Genomic DNA, 19,061 nt, shown 5'->3' with positions numbered 1-19,061 from the left:
GAGGGATTGACGACAAGTGCTCGACGTCAACTTCTTCGACGAGCTGCGGATCGGCCTCGCCACCGCTGATGACATCCGTCAGTGGTCCCACGGTGAGGTCAAGAAGCCGGAAACCATCAACTACCGCACCCTCAAGCCCGAAAAGGACGGACTCTTCTGCGAGAAGATCTTCGGTCCGACCCGGGACTGGGAGTGCTACTGCGGGAAGTACAAGCGCGTCCGCTTCAAGGGCATCATCTGTGAGCGCTGCGGTGTCGAGGTCACCCGCGCCAAGGTGCGCCGTGAGCGGATGGGCCACATCGAGCTGGCCGCTCCCGTCACCCACATCTGGTACTTCAAGGGCGTGCCCAGCCGTCTGGGCTACCTGCTCGACCTCGCCCCGAAGGACCTCGAGAAGGTCATCTACTTCGCCGCCTACATGATCACGTGGGTGGACGAGGAGCGCCGCACGCGCGACCTGCCCTCGCTGGAGGCCCATGTCTCCGTCGAGCGTCAGCAGATCGAGCAGCGTCGTGACGCGGACCTCGAGGCCCGCGCCAAGAAGCTGGAGGCGGACCTCGCCGAGCTCGAGGCCGAGGGCGCCAAGGCCGATGTGCGCCGTAAGGTGCGCGAGGGCGCCGAGCGCGAGATGAAGCAGCTGCGCGACCGCGCCCAGCGTGAGATCGACCGTCTCGACGAGGTGTGGAACCGCTTCAAGAACCTCAAGGTCCAGGACCTGGAGGGCGATGAGCTGCTCTACCGCGAGCTGCGTGACCGCTTCGGCACGTACTTCATGGGCGGCATGGGCGCCGCGGCGCTGCAGAAGCGCCTGGAGTCCTTCGACCTCGACGAGGAGGCCGAGAAGCTCCGCGAGATCATCCGGACCGGCAAGGGCCAGAAGAAGACCCGTGCGCTCAAGCGCCTGAAGGTCGTCTCCGCGTTCCTGCAGACCCGGAACAGCCCCAACGGCATGGTGCTGGACTGCATCCCGGTGATCCCGCCGGACCTGCGTCCGATGGTGCAGCTGGACGGTGGCCGCTTCGCGACCTCCGACCTGAACGACCTGTACCGCCGTGTGATCAACCGGAACAACCGGCTGAAGCGGCTCCTGGACCTCGGCGCCCCCGAGATCATCGTCAACAACGAGAAGCGCATGCTTCAGGAGGCTGTTGACGCCCTCTTCGACAACGGCCGCCGTGGTCGCCCGGTCACCGGCCCCGGTAACCGTCCGCTGAAGTCCCTCAGCGACATGCTGAAGGGTAAGCAGGGCCGGTTCCGTCAGAACCTGCTCGGTAAGCGCGTCGACTACTCGGCCCGTTCGGTCATCGTCGTCGGCCCGCAGCTCAAGCTGCACCAGTGCGGTCTGCCCAAGGCCATGGCGCTGGAGCTCTTCAAGCCGTTCGTGATGAAGCGCCTGGTGGACCTGAACCACGCGCAGAACATCAAGTCGGCCAAGCGCATGGTCGAGCGCGGCCGCACGGTCGTGTACGACGTGCTCGAAGAGGTCATCGCCGAGCACCCGGTGCTGCTGAACCGTGCGCCCACCCTGCACCGCCTCGGTATCCAGGCGTTCGAGCCGCAGCTGGTCGAGGGCAAGGCCATTCAGATTCACCCGCTCGTCTGCACCGCGTTCAACGCGGACTTCGACGGTGACCAGATGGCCGTGCACCTGCCGCTGTCCGCGGAGGCGCAGGCCGAGGCCCGCATCCTGATGCTGTCCTCGAACAACATCCTCAAGCCGGCCGACGGCCGTCCGGTGACCATGCCGACCCAGGACATGGTGCTGGGCCTGTTCTTCCTCACCACCGACGAGGAGGAGCGCGAGGTCGTCGGTGAGGGCCGTTCCTTCGGCTCCAGCGCCGAGGCGATCATGGCGTTCGACGCCCGGGAGCTCTCGCTCCAGGCGAAGATCGACATCCGCTTCCCGATCGGCACCGTCCCGCCCCGGGGCTGGACCCCGCCGGTGGCCGAGGAGGGCGCTGCCGACAACAGCGGCTCCGCCGCGGGCGCCTGGCAGCCCGGTGACAGCTTCCGGCTGCGCACCACGCTGGGCCGCGCGCTCTTCAACGAGCTGCTGCCCGAGGACTACCCGTTCGTCGACTACTCGGTGGGCAAGAAGCAGCTCTCCGAGATCGTCAACGACCTCGCCGAGCGCTACCCCAAGGTCATCGTCGCGGCGACGCTGGACAACCTGAAGGCGGCCGGTTTCCACTGGGCCACCCGCTCCGGTGTCACCGTCGCCATCTCCGACGTGGTCGTGCCCGAGGCCAAGAAGGCCATCATCGAGGGCTACGAGGCGCAGGACGAGAAGGTCCAGAAGCAGTACGAGCGCGGTCTGATCACCAAGGACGAGCGCACCCAGGAGCTGATCGCGATCTGGACCAAGGCGACCAACGAGGTCGCCGAGGCGATGAACGCGAACTTCCCGAAGACCAACCCGATCTTCATGATGGTCAACTCGGGCGCTCGCGGAAACATGATGCAGATGCGTCAGATCGCCGGTATGCGTGGTCTGGTGTCCAACGCGAAGAACGAGACCATCCCGCGGCCCATCAAGGCGTCGTTCCGTGAGGGTCTCTCCGTGCTGGAGTACTTCATCTCCACCCACGGTGCCCGTAAGGGTCTCGCCGACACCGCCCTGCGTACCGCCGACTCGGGTTACCTGACCCGTCGTCTGGTGGACGTCTCGCAGGACGTGATCATTCGCGAGGAGGACTGCGGCACCGACCGCGGCCTCAAGCTGGCGATCGCGACCACGGGCGCGGACGGCGTGCTCCGCAAGACGGAGGACGTCGAGACCAGCGTGTACGCGCGCTGCCTCGCCGAGGACATCGTCGTGGACGGGAAGGTCCTGGCCCCGGCCGGCACCGACCTGGGCGATGTGCTCATCGACGAGCTGGTCCGGCACAACGTGGAGACGGTCAAGACCCGTTCGGTGCTCACCTGCGAGTCCGCCGTCGGCACCTGCGCCATGTGCTACGGCCGCTCGCTGGCGACAGGCAAGCTGGTGGACATCGGCGAGGCGGTCGGCATCATCGCCGCCCAGTCCATCGGTGAGCCCGGCACCCAGCTGACGATGCGTACCTTCCACACCGGTGGTGTGGCCGGTGACGACATCACCCAGGGTCTGCCGCGTGTCGTCGAGCTCTTCGAGGCCCGTACGCCCAAGGGTGTCGCCCCGATCTCGGAGGCGGCCGGCCGCGTCCGGATCGAGGAGACCGAGAAGACCAAGAAGCTCGTCGTCACCCCCGACGACGGCTCCGACGAGACGTCCTACGGCGTCTCCAAGCGAGCCCGTCTGCTGGTGGGCGAGGGTGACCACGTCGAGGTCGGCCAGCCGCTGACCGTGGGTGCCGTCAACCCGCACGACGTGCTGCGCATCCTCGGCCAGCGCCAGGTGCAGATCCACCTGGTCAGCGAGGTCCAGAAGGTCTACAACTCGCAGGGTGTGTCGATCCACGACAAGCACATCGAGATCATCATCCGGCAGATGCTGCGCCGTGTGACGATCATCGAGTCCGGCGACGCGGAGCTGCTGCCGGGCGAGCTCGTGGAGCGCTCGCGCTTCGAGGGTGAGAACCGTCGTGTGGTCCAGGAAGGCGGCCACCCGGCCTCCGGCCGTCCGCAGCTGATGGGTATCACCAAGGCCTCGCTGGCGACCGAGTCCTGGCTGTCGGCGGCGTCCTTCCAGGAGACGACCCGGGTGCTCACCGACGCGGCGATCAACGCCAAGTCGGACTCCCTGATCGGCCTCAAGGAGAACGTGATCATCGGTAAGCTCATCCCGGCCGGTACGGGCCTGTCCCGCTACCGCAACATCCGGGTCGAGCCGACCGAGGAGGCGAAGGCCGCGATGTACTCGGCCGTCGGTTACGACGACATCGACTACTCGCCCTTCGGTACGGGCTCCGGCCAGGCGGTTCCGCTGGAGGACTACGACTACGGTCCGTACAACCAGTAGGTCCGCGAACGGCTGGTCGACGTTCACAGGGCGGTCACCCCATGGCGGGGGTGGCCGCCCTGCGGCTATGCTCCGGGTTGGTGTGTCCAGCGCGTGTGCATTTGTTTTGACCGGAGCCGATGCTATAGGTACGCTCTGACCTTGTGCCTGGGGTGTCCCTGGGCTCCTGTGCGCGCTTTCAGACCGCTCGGGGGCCCGAGGTGTCGACACCAACAATCTGCACTCTCTGACTTTCGCAGAGGGCTGCGGTGCGCGACACACCCGACCGCGTGGGTCGGAGAAACTCCAGGTTAGCTTTACCGAGACTGGCACACAGAAACCGGAGAAACGGTGCCTACGATCCAGCAGCTGGTCCGCAAGGGCCGCCAGGACAAGGTCGAGAAGAACAAGACCCCCGCCCTCGCGGGGTCGCCGCAGCGCCGTGGTACATGCACCCGCGTGTTCACCACGACGCCGAAGAAGCCGAACTCGGCGCTCCGCAAGGTCGCGCGTGTCCGGCTGAGCAGTGGGATCGAGGTCACCGCCTACGTCCCGGGTGAGGGGCACAACCTGCAGGAGCACTCCATCGTGCTCGTGCGTGGCGGTCGTGTGAAGGACCTGCCGGGTGTTCGTTACAAGATCATCCGCGGCTCCCTCGACACGCAGGGCGTCAAGAACCGCAAGCAGGCTCGCAGCCGCTACGGCGCCAAGAAGGAGAAGTAAGAATGCCTCGTAAGGGTCCCGCCCCGAAGCGCCCGGTCATCATCGACCCGGTCTACAACTCTCCTCTGGTGACGTCCCTCATCAACAAGGTCCTGCTGAACGGCAAGCGCTCCACTGCCGAGCGCATTGTCTACGGCGCCATGGAGGGCCTGCGCGAGAAGTCCGGCAACGACCCGGTCATCACCCTCAAGCGTGCGCTGGAGAACGTGAAGCCGACCCTCGAGGTCCGCTCCCGCCGTGTCGGTGGCGCCACCTACCAGGTGCCGGTCGAGGTCCGTCCCGGCCGCTCCTCCACCCTCGCGCTGCGCTGGCTGGTGGGCTACTCCCGCGCCCGCCGTGAGAAGACCATGACCGAGCGCCTGATGAACGAGCTGCTGGACGCCAGCAATGGTCTGGGCGCCTCCGTCAAGCGTCGTGAGGACACCCACAAGATGGCCGAGTCCAACAAGGCCTTCGCGCACTACCGCTGGTAGTCGCTACCCCATCGAGAACCGAGAGAAGACTGAGCCATATGGCCACCACTTCACTTGACCTGGCCAAGGTCCGCAACATTGGGATCATGGCCCACATCGACGCGGGCAAGACGACCACCACCGAGCGGATCCTCTTCTACACCGGCGTGAGCTACAAGATCGGTGAAGTCCACGATGGCGCCGCCACCATGGACTGGATGGAGCAGGAGCAGGAGCGCGGCATCACCATCACGTCCGCCGCGACGACCTGTCACTGGCCGCTCGAGAACGTCGACCACACGATCAACATCATCGACACCCCGGGTCACGTCGACTTCACCGTTGAGGTGGAGCGCAGCCTGCGCGTGCTCGACGGTGCCGTGACGGTGTTCGACGGCGTGGCCGGCGTCGAGCCGCAGTCCGAGACGGTGTGGCGTCAGGCGGACCGCTACGGCGTTCCGCGTATCTGCTTCGTCAACAAGCTCGACCGCACCGGTGCGGAGTTCCACCGCTGCGTCGACATGATCACGGACCGCCTCGGCGCGGTGCCGCTGGTCATGCAGCTGCCGATCGGCACCGAGGCCGACTTCAAGGGCGTGGTCGACCTCGTCCAGATGAAGGCGCTGGTCTGGTCCGCCGAGGCCACCAAGGGCGAGATGTACGACACCGTCGACATCCCGGACACCCACACCGAGGCCGCCGACGAGTGGCGCGGCAAGCTGCTCGAGGGCGTCGCCGAGAACGACGAAGAGATGATGGAGCTGTACCTCGAGGGCGAGGAGCCCACCGAGGAGCAGCTGTACGCGGCGATCCGCCGTATCACCATCGCCTCCGGCAAGGGCGGCGGCACCACCGTCACCCCCGTGTTCTGTGGCACCGCGTTCAAGAACAAGGGCGTGCAGCCCCTGCTCGACGCGGTCGTCCGGTACCTGCCGTCGCCGATCGACATCGAGGCGATCGAGGGCCACTCGGTCAAGGACCCCGACGAGGTCATCAAGCGCCGTCCTTCCGAGGAAGAGCCGCTGTCGGCCCTGGCGTTCAAGATCGCGAGCGACCCGCACCTCGGCAAGCTCACCTTCATCCGTGTGTACTCCGGCCGCATGGACGCCGGCACCCAGGTGCTGAACTCCGTGAAGGGCAAGAAGGAGCGCATCGGCAAGATCTACCGGATGCACGCGAACAAGCGTGAGGAGATCGACTCGGTGGGTGCCGGCGACATCGTCGCCGTCATGGGTCTGAAGCAGACCACCACCGGTGAGACCCTCTCCGACGCGGCGAACCCGGTGATCCTGGAGTCGATGGACTTCCCGGCCCCGGTCATCGAGGTGGCCATCGAGCCGAAGTCCAAGGGCGACCAGGAGAAGCTGGCCGTCGCGATCCAGCGGCTTGCCGAGGAGGACCCGTCCTTCCGCGTCAAGACCGACGAGGAGACCGGCCAGACGATCATCTCCGGCATGGGCGAGCTGCACCTCGATGTGCTGGTCGACCGCATGCGCCGGGAGTTCAAGGTCGAGGCCAACGTCGGCAAGCCGCAGGTGGCCTACCGCGAGACGCTGCGCAAGCCGGTCGAGCGGTACGACTACACCCACAAGAAGCAGACTGGTGGTTCCGGCCAGTTCGCGAAGGTGCAGATCGCGCTGGAGCCGCTCGAGGGCGACGGCTACGAGTTCGAGAACAAGGTCACCGGTGGCCGCATCCCGCGGGAGTACATCCCGTCGGTGGACGCGGGCTGCCAGGAGGCCATGGAGTTCGGCGTGCTCGCGGGCTACCCGCTGACCGGTGTGAAGGTCACCCTGCTCGACGGTGGCTACCACGAGGTCGACTCGTCCGAGATGGCGTTCAAGATCGCCGGTTCGATGGCCTTCAAGGAGGCCGCCCGCAAGGCCAGCCCGGCCCTGCTCGAGCCGATGATGAAGGTCGAGGTCACCACGCCCGAGGACTACATGGGTGACGTGATCGGCGACATCAACTCCCGTCGCGGGCAGATCCAGTCCATGGAGGACCGGAGCGGCGCCAAGCTGGTCACCGGCCTGGTTCCGCTGTCGGAGATGTTCGGCTACGTGGGCGACCTGCGCAGCAAGACGTCCGGCCGCGCCAGCTACTCCATGCAGTTCGACTCCTACGCCGAGGTTCCGCGGAACGTCGCCGAGGAGATCATCGCGAAGGCCAAGGGCGAGTAAGGCGGGTTCATCCGCATTTCTCACCGTTTAGGCTGGAAGCACAAGGCATCGGGGCATTCCGTCGTGGAGCGCGTTCACCGCGTTCCATGACGGGCCCCGGCCGCCGGCCCCCATACGAATACGGCGAAGGGCATCCCCCTCGGGGTCCTGGCCGGTTCGGTAAGACCACCTGAACCCATCCGCAAAGTGTGGATGCGTACAGAACCACTCCACAGGAGGACCCCAGTGGCGAAGGCGAAGTTCGAGCGGACTAAGCCGCACGTCAACATCGGCACCATCGGTCACATCGACCACGGTAAGACCACGCTTACCGCTGCGATCACCAAGGTGCTGCATGACGCGTACCCGGACCTGAACGAGGCCTCGGCCTTCGACCAGATCGACAAGGCTCCTGAGGAGCGCCAGCGCGGTATTACCATCTCCATCGCGCACGTCGAGTACCAGACCGAGTCGCGTCACTACGCGCACGTTGACTGCCCCGGTCACGCGGACTACATCAAGAACATGATCACCGGTGCGGCGCAGATGGACGGCGCCATCCTCGTGGTCGCCGCCACCGACGGCCCGATGCCGCAGACCAAGGAGCACGTGCTCCTGGCCCGCCAGGTCGGCGTGCCGTACATCGTTGTCGCCCTGAACAAGGCCGACATGGTGGACGACGAGGAGATCCTGGAGCTCGTCGAGCTCGAGGTCCGCGAGCTGCTCTCCGAGTACGAGTTCCCGGGCGACGACGTCCCGGTCGTCAAGGTCTCGGCGCTCAAGGCGCTCGAGGGCGACGCCGAGTGGGGCAAGTCCGTCCTCGACCTGATGAAGGCCGTCGACGAGTCGATCCCGCAGCCGGAGCGCGACGTCGACAAGCCGTTCCTGATGCCGATCGAGGACGTCTTCACCATCACCGGCCGCGGTACGGTCGTCACCGGCCGTATCGAGCGCGGTGTGCTGAAGGTCAACGAGAACGTCGACATCATCGGCATCAAGCAGGAGAAGACCTCGACCACCGTCACCGGTATCGAGATGTTCCGCAAGCTGCTCGACGAGGGCCAGGCCGGTGAGAACGTCGGTCTGCTGCTCCGCGGCATCAAGCGCGAGGACGTCGAGCGCGGCCAGGTCATCATCAAGCCGGGCTCGGTCACTCCGCACACCGAGTTCGAGGCCCAGGCGTACATCCTGTCCAAGGACGAGGGTGGCCGCCACACGCCGTTCTTCAACAACTACCGTCCGCAGTTCTACTTCCGTACCACGGACGTGACGGGCGTTGTGACCCTCCCCGAGGGCACCGAGATGGTCATGCCGGGCGACAACACCGAGATGTCCGTCCAGCTGATCCAGCCGGTCGCCATGGAGGAGGGCCTGAAGTTCGCCATCCGTGAGGGTGGCCGGACCGTCGGCGCCGGCCAGGTCACCAAGATCAACAAGTGACCTGACGCTCCCCGGAGCAAAGAGCCCCATTCGCCTTTGGCGGGTGGGGCTCTTTCGTATGTGGGTACCCGGCCGTCCACATCGAAGCCGCGTTCGACTTCGGGAGCGAACAGATGATGACAAATGGCAAGATCGCGGTCGCGGTCGTGGGGGGCTATCTCCTCGGGCGTACGAAGAAGGCGAAGCTCGCCGTCGGGCTGGGCATGTTGCTGGCCGGTAAGAAGATCTCGCTGGATCCGCAGCAGCTGAAGAAGTCCCTCGCCGAGGCGCCGCTGCTGAGCGGCCTCAACTCGGAGGTGCGCAAGGAGCTCGCCGACGCCACCCGGCAGGCCGCGACCAAGGCCGTCTCCGACCGGGTGACCGGCCTCGCCGACTCGCTGCACGAGCGCACGGCGCTGCTGCGCGGCGAAGGCGGGGACGAAGGCGATGGCGAGCGCGAGGAGGCCGACGCCGAGGACGAGCGGGACCGGGGCGAGGGCGAGGAGCCCGCCGAGGGGCGGCCGGAGGGCGAGGCGGAACCCGAGCCGAAGCGGAAACCGAAGCCGCCGAGGCCGCCGCGCAAGGCGGCTGCCAAGGCTCCGGCCCGCCCGGCGAAGAAGACCGCGGCGTCCGGTTCCGGTACGGCGAAGAAGGCCGCGGCCAAGAAGACCACGGCGAAGAAGGCCGCGGCGAAGAAGACCGCCAGGACCGCGGGGGGCCGCAATGGCTGACACGCTCGGCAAGCTCAAGGACGACATCGTCAAGGATCCGGCCACCGACCGTCTGAAGGACGAGCTGCGCGACTATGTCCAGGCACGGGCGACCCATGCGATCTCCGGCCTCGGCTCGGGCCTCGCCAAGGGCGCGCAGTCCCTCTCCGAGGGCAAGTCCCCGGGACAGGCCCTGATGAAGGCCGGTACGTCCCAGCTGAAGGACTCGCTCAAGGAGTCGCTGAAGGAGAAGGTCAAAGGGGTCTTCGGCAAGGGCGGCAAGGGCGGCAGGGGCAAGAGCGGGGGCGGCAAGTCCAAGAGCGTGACGGTCGTCGAGGACATCGACGTCGGGGTGCCGGTCCGCGAGGCGTACGACCAGTGGACCCAGTTCCAGGAGTTCAGCACCTTCGCCAAGGGCGTCGTCAGCGTCGAGAAGGCCGACGACACCAGCAGCAACTGGAAGGTGAAGGTCGCCAAGTCCACCCGGAGCTGGCGGGCGAACGTCACCGAGCAGGTGGCCGACGAGCGGATCAGCTGGACCACGGAGGGCGCGAAGGGCACCGTCAAGGGCGTCGTCACCTTTCACCCGCTCGGCGACAACCTCACCCGGGTGCTGCTGGTTCTTGAGTACTTCCCCAAGGGTCTCTTCGAGAAGACCGGCAACATCTGGCGGGCCCAGGGCCGACGGGCCCGGCTCGATCTGAAGCTCTACCGGAAGTTCATCATGATGCGCGGCGAGGCCACGGACGGCTGGCGCGGCGAGATCCGGGACGGCGAGGTCGTCCAGGACCACGAGACGGCCGTGGAGGAGGAAGAGCGCGAGCAGGCCGACGAGGCCGGCGAGGGTGAGGAGACCGGGGGAGACGCCGATGAGCCGGACGAGGCCGCTGAGGCTGAGTACGAGGAGGAGTCCGAAGGCGAGGAGCCCGAGGAGCCCGAGGAGGCCGAGGAGTACGACGGGGAGTACGAGGAGGAGCCGGAGGCCGCCGGAGAGCCGGACGAGGCCGAAGAGCCGGAAGAGCCGGAAGAGCCCGAGGACGCCGAGGCGTATGAGGAGCCCGAGGAGTCCGAGGAGCCCGAAGAGGAGCTGGAGGAGGAACCCGGCCGCCGCACCGCCGCGGCCCGCCGCTGAGCATCCCCGGCGACCGCCGGACACCACGGGGCCCCACTCGGACGCGAGACGCCGGGTGGGGCCCCGGCCATGCCCCACGGCTGAGGCGGTAGCCGCACGAGCATCGCGAAGGCGCACGGGAAGTCGGGTGGGCGGCCGACTCAGGGATCCGGGGCCGTACGCGGACCGGGGATGCCGCCGAGGCGCCGCGCCGGGATGGGGCCCGGACGATGTGCGCCGGTGATGCCCCGGGGCGCCCACCGCGGGCGCCCACCGGGCGCGGACCGGGGATGCCGCCGAGCGGGCCGTGCCGGATGCGGCCCGGACCCTCGCCCCGAGGACGGCGCCCCGAGGACGGCCCTCGGGGTCGCCCACCGGGCGCGGCGGCGGAGCCTGGGCGGTGGCCGGGCGCCGGGCCCCGCCCACGCCCCCGCCTGGGCGGCGACCGGCCGCCTACGCCCGTGAGGTCGGGCGGGGGCGCCAGATCCAGGGGGTGGCGTCGGGGGACAGGCCCACCACGCAGACGCCCTGGTGGCCGTCGTCCGCCAGGAGGGCCGGGGCGCCGACCGGGGTCAGATGGCCGGGGGAGCGCAGCGGTTTGGCGTCCGGGCCGGTGCCGTACTGGACCTGGACCTCCCCGCCCAGGCCGCGGCCGGCCAGCAGCAGCGTCTTCGTCTCGCGGCGGCCGGACGGCTCGGCCACGGTGTGGGCGGCGATCGCCCCGTAGCCCTCGAAGTGCCGCACCGTGAGTGAGGTTTCGCCGTGGACGGCGGGCACGGTGGCGGTCGGGGTGCGGTAGACCAGCGCGAGCGTGCCGTCGGGCGCCACGGCGGCGCCCAGCGGATCCCCGCCCGGACGCGGCAGACCGGACGACGGGCGCAGGGCGACCGGGCCGCCGGCCCACTCCTGGGCCCAGTGGTGGACGGTGTCGCGACCGGGGGCGAGGACATGGATCCGCTCCTCGGCGTCCAGCAGCGCGGTCAGCCCGTCCTGGATCTCTGCGCCGCCGAGCCGCTGCCAGGGACCCCAGTGCCCGCTCGCGTCCCGTATCCGGGTGGCCAGGCTCTTGTCCGCGGTCCGTACGAAGAGGTGCACCCGGCCGTCCGGGGTGGCCACCGCCGCCGGGCAGCCGACCCGGCGGCCGTGCTCGGGGTCGCTCTCGGGGGTGCCGAGGCCGGTCCAGGCGCGGAACGGGCCGTCCGGGCGGCGCTGCTCCAGCACCACGATCTCGCGCAGATCGCCCGCGCCCTGCCCGGCCAGCGCCGCGAACCGCAGGGCGAACAGCACCTGCCGCCCCGCGCTGTCCCGCACCGCGGCGAGCGCCGGGGCGAGCGGTCCGCCGCCGAGCCCCTGGGGCGCCCCGAACCGCGCGCTGCCGGGCGCCGTCTCGCGCCACCGCACGGCCTGGGTGCCGAGCACGCCGTACGCCACGAGGCGCCCCTGGGTGTCGGTGGTGGGGGCGGGCAGCGAGGTGGGGTAGCGGTAGTGGGTGGAGCGGATCCAGCCCTTGCGGTTCCGCAGCGGGCGCACCCCGCCCTGGCTGTAGTCGCCGCAGCCGGCCGCGTTGCCGCAGTCCCAGTCCGGCGCGCCGCCGTAGGACTTGATCGCCCGCGCCTTCTGGGCGAGCAGCGCGGGCGGCAGATTGTGCGGCCAGCGCTGGTTGTAGTAGCCGCGGAACGCGGTGGTGGTGAAGCGCGGGGCGTGCTTGTCGCGCCGCGCGGACGCGGCGACCCACTGGGCGATCGCCTTCCAGGCGAACTGCGCGACCGGGGTGTGGTCGCGGTGGTCCGAGCAGCCCGGCTGATCGTTGTCCTTGGGGTGCAGCATGTCGTGCACCTGGAAGTCGGGGTCCGGGTCCAGCGTGTGGATCAGCGTGGGCCGATAGCGGTCCATGATCCCGGCGAGCACGTCGACCAGCGTCTGATGACCGTACGAGCTAGGGTGCGCCACGGGGGAGCCGGTGGCCAGGAGGGTGCGCATCACGGTGCCCGGGGTGTTCCACAGCGCGGGGATCCGTACCCCGCCGTCCGACAGCATCGCGATGTTGAGGAAGATCAGCCGGGCGCTGCGGGTGCCGTTGGCGAGGGTGTTGGTCTCCGCGGTGACCCCGCCGGGCAGCCGCAGCACCGACCGCTGCCAGGGCGCGAACTGGTTAAGCCCCATCATCTGCGCGTACGCCTGCCGCAGCCCCTGGTGGCGGGAGGCGGAGTACGCGGCCTTGTCGGCGGGCGGGATCGGCGTCCCCGCCTGATGGTTGATCCCCCGGGCCTCACCGGCCGTGACGTAGACGCACACCACCGGGACGCCGGAGCGCAGCACATGCTCGGCGTCCGGGTTCATGAAGTACAGATCGTCGTCGGGGTGCGCCATGATCTGCAGCAGCAGCGCCCGCTTGTCGCCCACCGTCGAGGTGAACGGCTCCGCCGCGCCGGGCTCGGTGGCCCGCGCGGGCTCTGCCGTCGAGCCGCCCGAACGTCCGGCCCCGAATCCGGCGATCCCGGTGACCCCGGCGATCCCCATGGCTCCCCCGGCGGTGAGCGCCGCCAGCGCGGCGAGCGTCTGCCTGCGGGTGGTCCGCGCCCCCCGCGATGTCCATCGACTGTTCAATTTGGTGACCCTGTCACTTCGGCAGCGCGTAGTCTCCGGCTGCTCCAAGTGAAGGGACGGTCGGTGATCTTGACTGGTTGTCCGGTGGCCGGGAGGTATCGGTCACAGATCGGACACATCGCCGCCACGGGGCCGGCGGGGGCAGCCGGGTCGGCTCCTGGAAGCCGGGCTTGTCGTCACGGCACCGCCGGGCCCGCGATGTACCTGCCTTTCGCGCTGTAGGGCCACTCGTTCGCGACACAGCCCTTGAGCCCGTATATCTGCTGCATCATCACCGGCGCCCGTTTGCCCTTCCCGGGGCAGGTCTCGTGGCCGTGGCCGATGCGGTGGCCGACCTCGTGGTTGATGATCAGCGCCCGGTAGCCGCCGATGGGGCCGGAGAACTCCGGTGAGCCGGTGTTCCAGCGTTCGAGGTTGACCATGATCTGGGTGCCGGCGTCGCAGTTGACCTCGCCATGCGTGTCCAGGCCGACCGCGCCGCAGATCTCGTCGACCGTGTCCGGGGTGGCGATCTTCACCTCGAAGTCGGAGGGGCCGTCGGCGACCAGCTGGAAGGAGTGCTCGCCGTCGTTGGTCCAGCCGCGCTTGTCGGCGAGGATCGCCGAGATCTCGGCCGCGGCCCGTTTCGCGTTGACGCCGGTGCCCTTCTCCACCATGACCTTGAACCGCCGCGGATCGCTTCCCTCGCCGATCACCGCGCCGGAGGACCTCGCGGTGATGAACTCGCCGGTCGCGGTGGCGGGGGAGTCCGGGCGAGGTCTGGAGGTGGCCGAGATGGCGTCGGGCGGCGCGGCTGCCGGGGCCGTGGCGCGGGCCGCGCCCTTGCCGCCGTCGCCGCCGTTGTCGCGTAACGCGAACAGGACCCCGGCGATCAGGACCGCACCGGCGGTCAGTGCCACCGCCGCGTTCCGGGGGCGGGCGCTCCGGGTGGTGCGCCCCCGTCGTCTCGGTGGTGAGGTGGACGGGCCGGGGGCCTGCGCGGTGGAGGTCATGGGGGAGGCGCTTCCAGGGGGTGTCGGCGGGGCGGGTGAATCGGCCGCGTGCGCATGCCGCGTGAGCATGTCGGTGCCCCGGAGTGCGAGTGTGTCGTGTGTTCCCCTGGAGAGAGACGTGTGGGGAGGGTGACCGGTTGGGGCGTGTGCCCTGTTGTGCGCGGGGTCACATTGGGTGACCACGGTCGCAGGTGAGGCTGTGCCCCGGCCTCCGGTGCGCGCAGAGTTTGAAGAACCCCTCGCCAGGGGTACGCTTCCCCGCTTCCTGATTGGCATCCGGTACGGCCCGTGTGGCAGACTGTCCGGGTTGCTCGGTTGAGTGCCGATGCTGCGCGCCTCCCGCCGGGAGGACCGGAAGCGAGTCCCACAGTACTCGTCGCCCCTGATCAGGGGCGGAAGTACGGGAATCTTCCGGGAAGCGTCAGCGGGGCCCCAGCCAGGCGCCCGGTGGGTGACTTTCTCCCCCAGCAACCCCCTTCACCAGGGATCTCCGTGCGGAGATTTATGAGAAGGACTGCGACACGCCCGACCGCGTGGGTCGGAAGTGAGGTGGAGGAGGGCACGAACGCCATCGGGTCCCAGAGCGTTACGAGAGACAGGACTACGAAGTAGCCATGGCGGGACAGAAGATCCGCATCCGGCTCAAGGCTTACGACCACGAGGTCATCGACTCCTCGGCGAAGAAGATCGTCGAGACGGTGACCCGGACTGGTGCGTCGGTCGCGGGCCCGGTGCCGCTGCCCACAGAGAAGAACGTGTACTGCGTCATCAAGTCGCCGCACAAGTACAAGGACTCGCGCGAGCACTTCGAGATGCGTACGCACAAGCGCCTCATCGACATCCTCGACCCCACGCCGAAGACGGTTGACTCGCTGATGCGTCTCGACCTCCCGGCCGGCGTCGACATCGAGATCAAGCTCTGAGGTGACGCGCGAGATGGCTAAGCAGATCAAGGGCGTCCTGGGCGAGAAGCTCGGCATGACGCAGGTGTGGGACGAGAACAACCGCGTCGTCCCGGTCACCGTCGTCAAGGCCGGTCCCTGTGTCGTGACCCAGGTCCGCACCGATGACGCGGACGGCTACAGCGCCGTCCAGATCGCCTTCGGCGAGATCGACCCGCGCAAGGTGAACAAGCCGCTCAAGGGCCACTTCGCCAAGGCGGATGTGACCCCGCGCCGCCACCTGGTGGAGCTGCGTACCACCGACGCCGGTGAGTACACGCTCGGCCAGGAGGTCACGGCCGAGGTGTTCGAGTCCGGTGTCAAGGTCGACGTGACCGGCACCAGCAAGGGCAAGGGCACCGCCGGTGTCATGAAGCGCCACGGCTTCGGCGGCCTCGGCGCCGGCCACGGCACCCAGCGCAAGCACCGCTCGCCGGGCTCCATCGGTGGCTGCGCCACCCCGGGCCGCGTGTTCAAGGGCCTGCGCATGGCCGGCCGCATGGGCAATGAGCGGGTCACCACCCAGAACCTGACCGTCCACGCCGTTGACGCGGAGAAGGGTCTGCTCCTGATCAAGGGAGCGGTTCCTGGTCCGAACGGCGGCCTCGTCCTGGTCCGTACCGCGGCCAAGGGGGCCTGAGGTAACCGATGAGCACCATTGACATCCTTTCGCCGGCAGGCGACAAGGCCGGGACCGTCGAGCTCCCCACGGAGATCTTCGACGCGCAGGTCAGCATTCCGCTGATCCACCAGGTCGTCGTCGCCCAGCTGGCCGCTGCCCGCCAGGGCACGCACAAGACGAAGACCCGTGGCGAGGTCCGCGGCGGTGGCAAGAAGCCGTACCGCCAGAAGGGCACCGGCCGGGCGCGCCAGGGCTCGACCCGTGCGCCGCAGTTCGCCGGCGGTGGCGTCGTGCACGGCCCCGTGCCGCGCGACTACAGCCAGCGCACCCCGAAGAAGATGAAGGCCGCCGCGCTCCGCGGTGCCCTCTCCGACCGGGCGCGGCACGAGCGCATCCACGTCGTGACCGGCGTGGTCGACGGTGAGATCTCCACCAAGGCCGCGAAGGCCCTGCTGGGCAAGATCAGCGAGCGCAAGAACGTGCTCCTGGTCGCCGAGCGGAGCGACGAGGCCGCGTGGCTGTCCGCCCGCAACCTGCCCCAGGTGCACATCCTGGAGCCGGGCCAGCTGAACACGTACGACGTGCTCGTCTCCGACGACGTGGTCTTCACCAAGGCCGCCTTCGAGTCCTTCGTGGCTGGTCCCAAGGCCGCTGAGAAGACCGAAGGGAGCGCCGCCTGATGAGTGAGGCGACCGCTGTCACCAGCAAGACCTTCACCGACCCCCGCGACGTTCTCGTCAAGCCGGTGGTCTCGGAGAAGAGCTACGCGCTGCTGGACGAGAACAAGTACACGTTCATCGTCGACCCGCGCGCGAACAAGACCCAGATCAAGCAGGCCGTCGAGGCGGTCTTCTCGGTCAAGGTCACCGGGGTCAACACGATCAACCGCCAGGGCAAGCGCAAGCGCACCCGCACCGGTTTCGGCAAGCGCAAGGACACCAAGCGCGCCATCGTGACCCTCGCCGAGGGCGACCGCATCGACATCTTCGGCGGCCCGGTCTCCTAACGGAGATCGGAACGTCCAGAAGTCCGGAATCTTCCGAGGACTGAGAAATGGGTATCCGCAAGTACAAGCCGACGACCCCGGGCCGTCGTGGCTCCAGCGTCGCCGACTTCGTCGAGATCACGCGGTCCACGCCGGAGAAGTCGCTGGTCCGCCCGCTGCACAGCAAGGGTGGTCGTAACAACGCCGGCCGCATCACGGTCCGCCACCAGGGTGGCGGTCACAAGCGTGCGTACCGCGTGATCGACTTCCGCCGTCACGACAAGGACGGCGTCCCGGCGAAGGTCGCGCACATCGAATACGACCCCAACCGCACCGCGCGCATCGCGCTGCTGCACTACGCCGACGGCGAGAAGCGCTACATCCTCGCGCCGCGCGGCCTGACGCAGGGCGACCGGATCGAGAACGGCCCCGGCGCCGACATCAAGCCCGGTAACAACCTCTCGCTGCGCAACATCCCGGTTGGTACCACGCTGCACGCCATCGAGCTGCGGCCCGGCGGCGGCGCGAAGTTCGCCCGCTCCGCGGGTGCCTCCGTGCAGCTGCTGGCGAAGGAGGGCTCCATGGCCCACCTTCGTATGCCGTCCGGTGAGATCCGCCTGGTCGACGTCCGCTGCCGCGCCACCGTCGGCGAGGTCGGCAACGCCGAGCAGTCGAACATCAACTGGGGCAAGGCCGGCCGCATGCGCTGGAAGGGCGTCCGCCCGACCGTTCGTGGTGTGGTCATGAACCCCGTCGACCACCCGCACGGTGGTGGTGAGGGCAAGACCTCCGGTGGTCGCCACCCGGTCTCGCCGTGGGGTCAGAAGGAGGGCCGTACGCGCTCGCCGAAGAAGGCCAGCAACAAGTACATCGTCCGCCGCCGCAAGACGAACAAGAAGCGCTAGGAGCGGGTTTAGATGCCGCGCAGTCTCAAGAAGGGGCCCTTCGTCGACGACCACCTGATCAAGAAGGTGGACACGCAGAACGAAGCCGGCACCAAGAACGTCATCAAGACCTGGTCCCGCCGCTCGATGATCGTCCCGGCCATGCTCGGCCACACGATCGCGGTGCACGACGGCCGCAAGCACGTCCCGGTGTTCGTCACCGAGTCGATGGTCGGCCACAAGCTCGGCGAGTTCGCGCCGACCCGCACCTTCCGCGGCCATGAGAAGGACGACCGCAAGTCGCGTCGTCGCTGATCAGCGGAAAAGACTCATGACAGACACTGAAGGGACAACCATGGAAGCCAGGGCCCAGGCGCGGTACATCCGCGTCACGCCCATGAAGGCCCGCCGCGTGGTGGACCTCATCCGTGGCATGAGTGCCACGGAGGCCCAGGCGGTCCTGCGTTTCGCCCCGCAGGCCGCGAGCGTGCCGGTCGGCAAGGTGCTGGACAGCGCCATCGCCAACGCCGCGCACAACTACGACCACACCGACGCCGACAGCCTCTTCATCTCCGAGGCGTACGTCGACGAGGGCCCGACCCTGAAGCGGTTCCGTCCGCGTGCCCAGGGCCGCGCCTACCGGATCCGCAAGCGGACCAGCCACATCACCGTGGTCGTCAGCAGCAAGGAAGGAACCCGGTAATGGGCCAGAAGGTAAACCCGCACGGGTTCCGGCTCGGCATCACCACCGACTTCAAGTCGCGCTGGTACGCCGACAAGCTGTACAAGGACTACGTCAAGGAAGACGTCGCCATCCGCCGGATGATGACGAAGGGCATGGAGCGTGCCGGTATCTCCAAGGTGGAGATCGAGCGCACCCGTGACCGGGTCCGCGTCGACATCCACACCGCCCGGCCGGGCATCGTCATCGGCCGCCGCGGCGCGGAGGCCGACCGTATCCGCGGCGAACTGGAGAAGCTGACCGGCAAGCAGGTGCAGCTGAACATCCTCGAGGTGAAGAACCCCGAGGTGGACGCTCAGCTGGTGGCCCAGGCCGTCGCCGAGCAGCTCTCCTCCCGCGTCTCCTTCCGCCGTGCGATGCGCAAGTCGATGCAGAGCTCGATGAAGGCCGGTGCCAAGGGCATCAAGATCCAGTGTGGTGGCCGTCTCGGCGGCGCCGAGATGTCCCGCTCGGAGTTCTACCGCGAGGGCCGGGTGCCCCTGCACACGCTCCGCGCCAACGTCGACTACGGCTTCTTCGAGGCCCGTACGACCTTCGGCCGCATCGGCGTCAAGGTGTGGATCTACAAGGGCGACGTGAAGAACATCGCCGAGGTCCGCGCCGAGAACGCCGCCGCACGCGCGGGCAACCGCCCGTCGCGCGGCGGTGGCAGCGACCGCCCGCAGCGCCGTGGTGGCGAGCGCGGTGGCCGCGGCCGTAAGCCGCAGCAGTCCGCCGCGGCCGCCGAGGCCAACAAGGGCGAGGCACCCGCCGCTCCGGCGGCCGAGCCCAGCGCAGCCGGAAAGGAGAGCTGAC

17 protein-coding genes are annotated in these 19,061 nt (G+C 68.6%); 15 read left to right on the top strand and 2 right to left on the bottom strand.

The features are described 5' to 3' along the window. The first annotated feature begins 16 nt into the window (after positions 1 to 16). The 7 genes from NP777_RS28030 (at position 17) to NP777_RS28000 (ending at position 10,514) form a co-directional block, all read left to right on the top strand. Positions 17 to 3,940: a DNA-directed RNA polymerase subunit beta' gene (locus NP777_RS28030; RefSeq protein WP_256652953.1), complete on the top strand. Its 3,924-nt coding sequence runs from the start codon at positions 17 to 19 to the stop codon at positions 3,938 to 3,940. 330 nt (positions 3,941 to 4,270) lie between these two features. Continuing rightward, the gene (gene rpsL / locus NP777_RS28025) at positions 4,271 to 4,642 is read left to right on the top strand and encodes a 30S ribosomal protein S12 (RefSeq protein ID WP_014054153.1); all 372 of its coding nucleotides are present in this window, start codon (positions 4,271 to 4,273) and stop codon (positions 4,640 to 4,642) included. 2 nt (positions 4,643 to 4,644) lie between these two features. Continuing rightward, on the top strand, positions 4,645 to 5,115 hold the full coding sequence (gene rpsG / locus NP777_RS28020; RefSeq protein ID WP_014178748.1) for a 30S ribosomal protein S7: 471 nt from the start codon (positions 4,645 to 4,647) through the stop codon (positions 5,113 to 5,115). Between the two features lie 38 nt (positions 5,116 to 5,153). Next, the gene (fusA, locus tag NP777_RS28015) at positions 5,154 to 7,274 is read left to right on the top strand and encodes an elongation factor G (RefSeq protein ID WP_037952877.1); all 2,121 of its coding nucleotides are present in this window, start codon (positions 5,154 to 5,156) and stop codon (positions 7,272 to 7,274) included. 225 nt (positions 7,275 to 7,499) lie between these two features. Beyond that, entirely contained in the window at positions 7,500 to 8,693 is a 1,194-nt protein-coding gene (gene tuf / locus NP777_RS28010; RefSeq protein WP_037952879.1) for an elongation factor Tu, read from the top strand. A gap of 113 nt (positions 8,694 to 8,806) precedes the next feature. Then, the gene (locus tag NP777_RS28005) at positions 8,807 to 9,403 is read left to right on the top strand and encodes a hypothetical protein (protein ID WP_256652952.1); all 597 of its coding nucleotides are present in this window, start codon (positions 8,807 to 8,809) and stop codon (positions 9,401 to 9,403) included. Continuing rightward, the gene (locus NP777_RS28000; protein ID WP_256652951.1) at positions 9,396 to 10,514 is read left to right on the top strand and encodes an SRPBCC family protein; all 1,119 of its coding nucleotides are present in this window, start codon (positions 9,396 to 9,398) and stop codon (positions 10,512 to 10,514) included. The genes NP777_RS28005 and NP777_RS28000 overlap by 8 nt, the downstream gene beginning before the upstream one ends. 432 nt (positions 10,515 to 10,946) lie before the next feature. On the opposite strand, the gene NP777_RS27995 is transcribed toward NP777_RS28000, so the two are convergent. Then, positions 10,947 to 13,013, bottom strand: coding sequence for a PIG-L family deacetylase (locus NP777_RS27995; RefSeq protein ID WP_391858594.1), 2,067 nt, complete (start codon positions 13,011 to 13,013; stop codon positions 10,947 to 10,949). Positions 13,014 to 13,276: 263 nt separating this feature from the next. Then, positions 13,277 to 14,092, bottom strand: coding sequence for a DUF3152 domain-containing protein (locus NP777_RS27990; RefSeq protein ID WP_256652949.1), 816 nt, complete (start codon positions 14,090 to 14,092; stop codon positions 13,277 to 13,279). A 614-nt stretch (positions 14,093 to 14,706) separates the two neighbouring features. Between NP777_RS27990 and rpsJ the strand changes: the two genes are divergently transcribed. Genes rpsJ through rpsC form a run of 8 tightly spaced genes read left to right on the top strand, consistent with a single transcriptional unit; the run spans position 14,707 to position 19,060 of the window. Further along, entirely contained in the window at positions 14,707 to 15,015 is a 309-nt protein-coding gene (gene rpsJ, locus NP777_RS27985; RefSeq protein ID WP_003948644.1) for a 30S ribosomal protein S10, read from the top strand. Between the two features lie 13 nt (positions 15,016 to 15,028). Beyond that, the gene (gene rplC, locus NP777_RS27980; RefSeq protein ID WP_093470442.1) at positions 15,029 to 15,673 is read left to right on the top strand and encodes a 50S ribosomal protein L3; all 645 of its coding nucleotides are present in this window, start codon (positions 15,029 to 15,031) and stop codon (positions 15,671 to 15,673) included. Between the two features lie 8 nt (positions 15,674 to 15,681). Then, on the top strand, positions 15,682 to 16,335 hold the full coding sequence (gene rplD / locus NP777_RS27975) for a 50S ribosomal protein L4 (protein ID WP_256652948.1): 654 nt from the start codon (positions 15,682 to 15,684) through the stop codon (positions 16,333 to 16,335). After that, on the top strand, positions 16,335 to 16,661 hold the full coding sequence (gene rplW / locus NP777_RS27970) for a 50S ribosomal protein L23 (protein WP_030835099.1): 327 nt from the start codon (positions 16,335 to 16,337) through the stop codon (positions 16,659 to 16,661). Before rplD ends, rplW begins: the two co-directional genes overlap by 1 nt. Before the next feature lie 47 nt (positions 16,662 to 16,708). Beyond that, a complete protein-coding gene (gene rplB, locus NP777_RS27965) occupies positions 16,709 to 17,545 on the top strand; it encodes a 50S ribosomal protein L2 (protein ID WP_059148971.1) in 837 nt (278 codons plus the stop codon). 12 nt (positions 17,546 to 17,557) lie between these two features. Beyond that, the gene (gene rpsS / locus NP777_RS27960; protein ID WP_020869258.1) at positions 17,558 to 17,839 is read left to right on the top strand and encodes a 30S ribosomal protein S19; all 282 of its coding nucleotides are present in this window, start codon (positions 17,558 to 17,560) and stop codon (positions 17,837 to 17,839) included. Positions 17,840 to 17,879: 40 nt separating this feature from the next. Further along, complete coding sequence (gene rplV / locus NP777_RS27955; RefSeq protein ID WP_059148970.1) at positions 17,880 to 18,227, top strand: 50S ribosomal protein L22; 348 nt, start codon at positions 17,880 to 17,882, stop codon at positions 18,225 to 18,227. After that, complete coding sequence (gene rpsC, locus NP777_RS27950; protein ID WP_256652947.1) at positions 18,227 to 19,060, top strand: 30S ribosomal protein S3; 834 nt, start codon at positions 18,227 to 18,229, stop codon at positions 19,058 to 19,060. Before rplV ends, rpsC begins: the two co-directional genes overlap by 1 nt. The last annotated feature ends 1 nt before the right edge of the window (position 19,061 follow it).

It is taken from the genome of Streptomyces rugosispiralis (assembly GCF_024505145.1).
Classification (GTDB): domain Bacteria; phylum Actinomycetota; class Actinomycetes; order Streptomycetales; family Streptomycetaceae; genus Streptomyces; species Streptomyces rugosispiralis.
The sequence above is the reverse complement of the archived record's forward strand: the minus strand, read 5'-3'. Positions and strand labels throughout refer to the sequence as shown.

What these genes read in the sequence shown, in the direction of transcription:
- rpsG (WP_014178748.1), top strand. Translation starts at nt 4,645, where the DNA reads ATGCCTCGTAAGGGTCCCGCCCCGAAGCGCCCGGTCATCATCGACCCG.
- fusA (WP_037952877.1), top strand. Translation starts at nt 5,154, where the DNA reads ATGGCCACCACTTCACTTGACCTGGCCAAGGTCCGCAACATTGGGATC.
- NP777_RS28005 (WP_256652952.1), top strand. Translation starts at nt 8,807, where the DNA reads ATGATGACAAATGGCAAGATCGCGGTCGCGGTCGTGGGGGGCTATCTC.
- NP777_RS28000 (WP_256652951.1), top strand. Translation starts at nt 9,396, where the DNA reads ATGGCTGACACGCTCGGCAAGCTCAAGGACGACATCGTCAAGGATCCG.
- NP777_RS27995 (WP_391858594.1), bottom strand. Translation starts at nt 13,013, where the DNA reads ATGGGGATCGCCGGGGTCACCGGGATCGCCGGATTCGGGGCCGGACGT.
- NP777_RS27990 (WP_256652949.1), bottom strand. Translation starts at nt 14,092, where the DNA reads ATGACCTCCACCGCGCAGGCCCCCGGCCCGTCCACCTCACCACCGAGA.
- rpsJ (WP_003948644.1), top strand. Translation starts at nt 14,707, where the DNA reads ATGGCGGGACAGAAGATCCGCATCCGGCTCAAGGCTTACGACCACGAG.
- rplC (WP_093470442.1), top strand. Translation starts at nt 15,029, where the DNA reads ATGGCTAAGCAGATCAAGGGCGTCCTGGGCGAGAAGCTCGGCATGACG.
- rplD (WP_256652948.1), top strand. Translation starts at nt 15,682, where the DNA reads ATGAGCACCATTGACATCCTTTCGCCGGCAGGCGACAAGGCCGGGACC.
- rplW (WP_030835099.1), top strand. Translation starts at nt 16,335, where the DNA reads ATGAGTGAGGCGACCGCTGTCACCAGCAAGACCTTCACCGACCCCCGC.
- rplB (WP_059148971.1), top strand. Translation starts at nt 16,709, where the DNA reads ATGGGTATCCGCAAGTACAAGCCGACGACCCCGGGCCGTCGTGGCTCC.
- rpsS (WP_020869258.1), top strand. Translation starts at nt 17,558, where the DNA reads ATGCCGCGCAGTCTCAAGAAGGGGCCCTTCGTCGACGACCACCTGATC.
- rplV (WP_059148970.1), top strand. Translation starts at nt 17,880, where the DNA reads ATGGAAGCCAGGGCCCAGGCGCGGTACATCCGCGTCACGCCCATGAAG.
- rpsC (WP_256652947.1), top strand. Translation starts at nt 18,227, where the DNA reads ATGGGCCAGAAGGTAAACCCGCACGGGTTCCGGCTCGGCATCACCACC.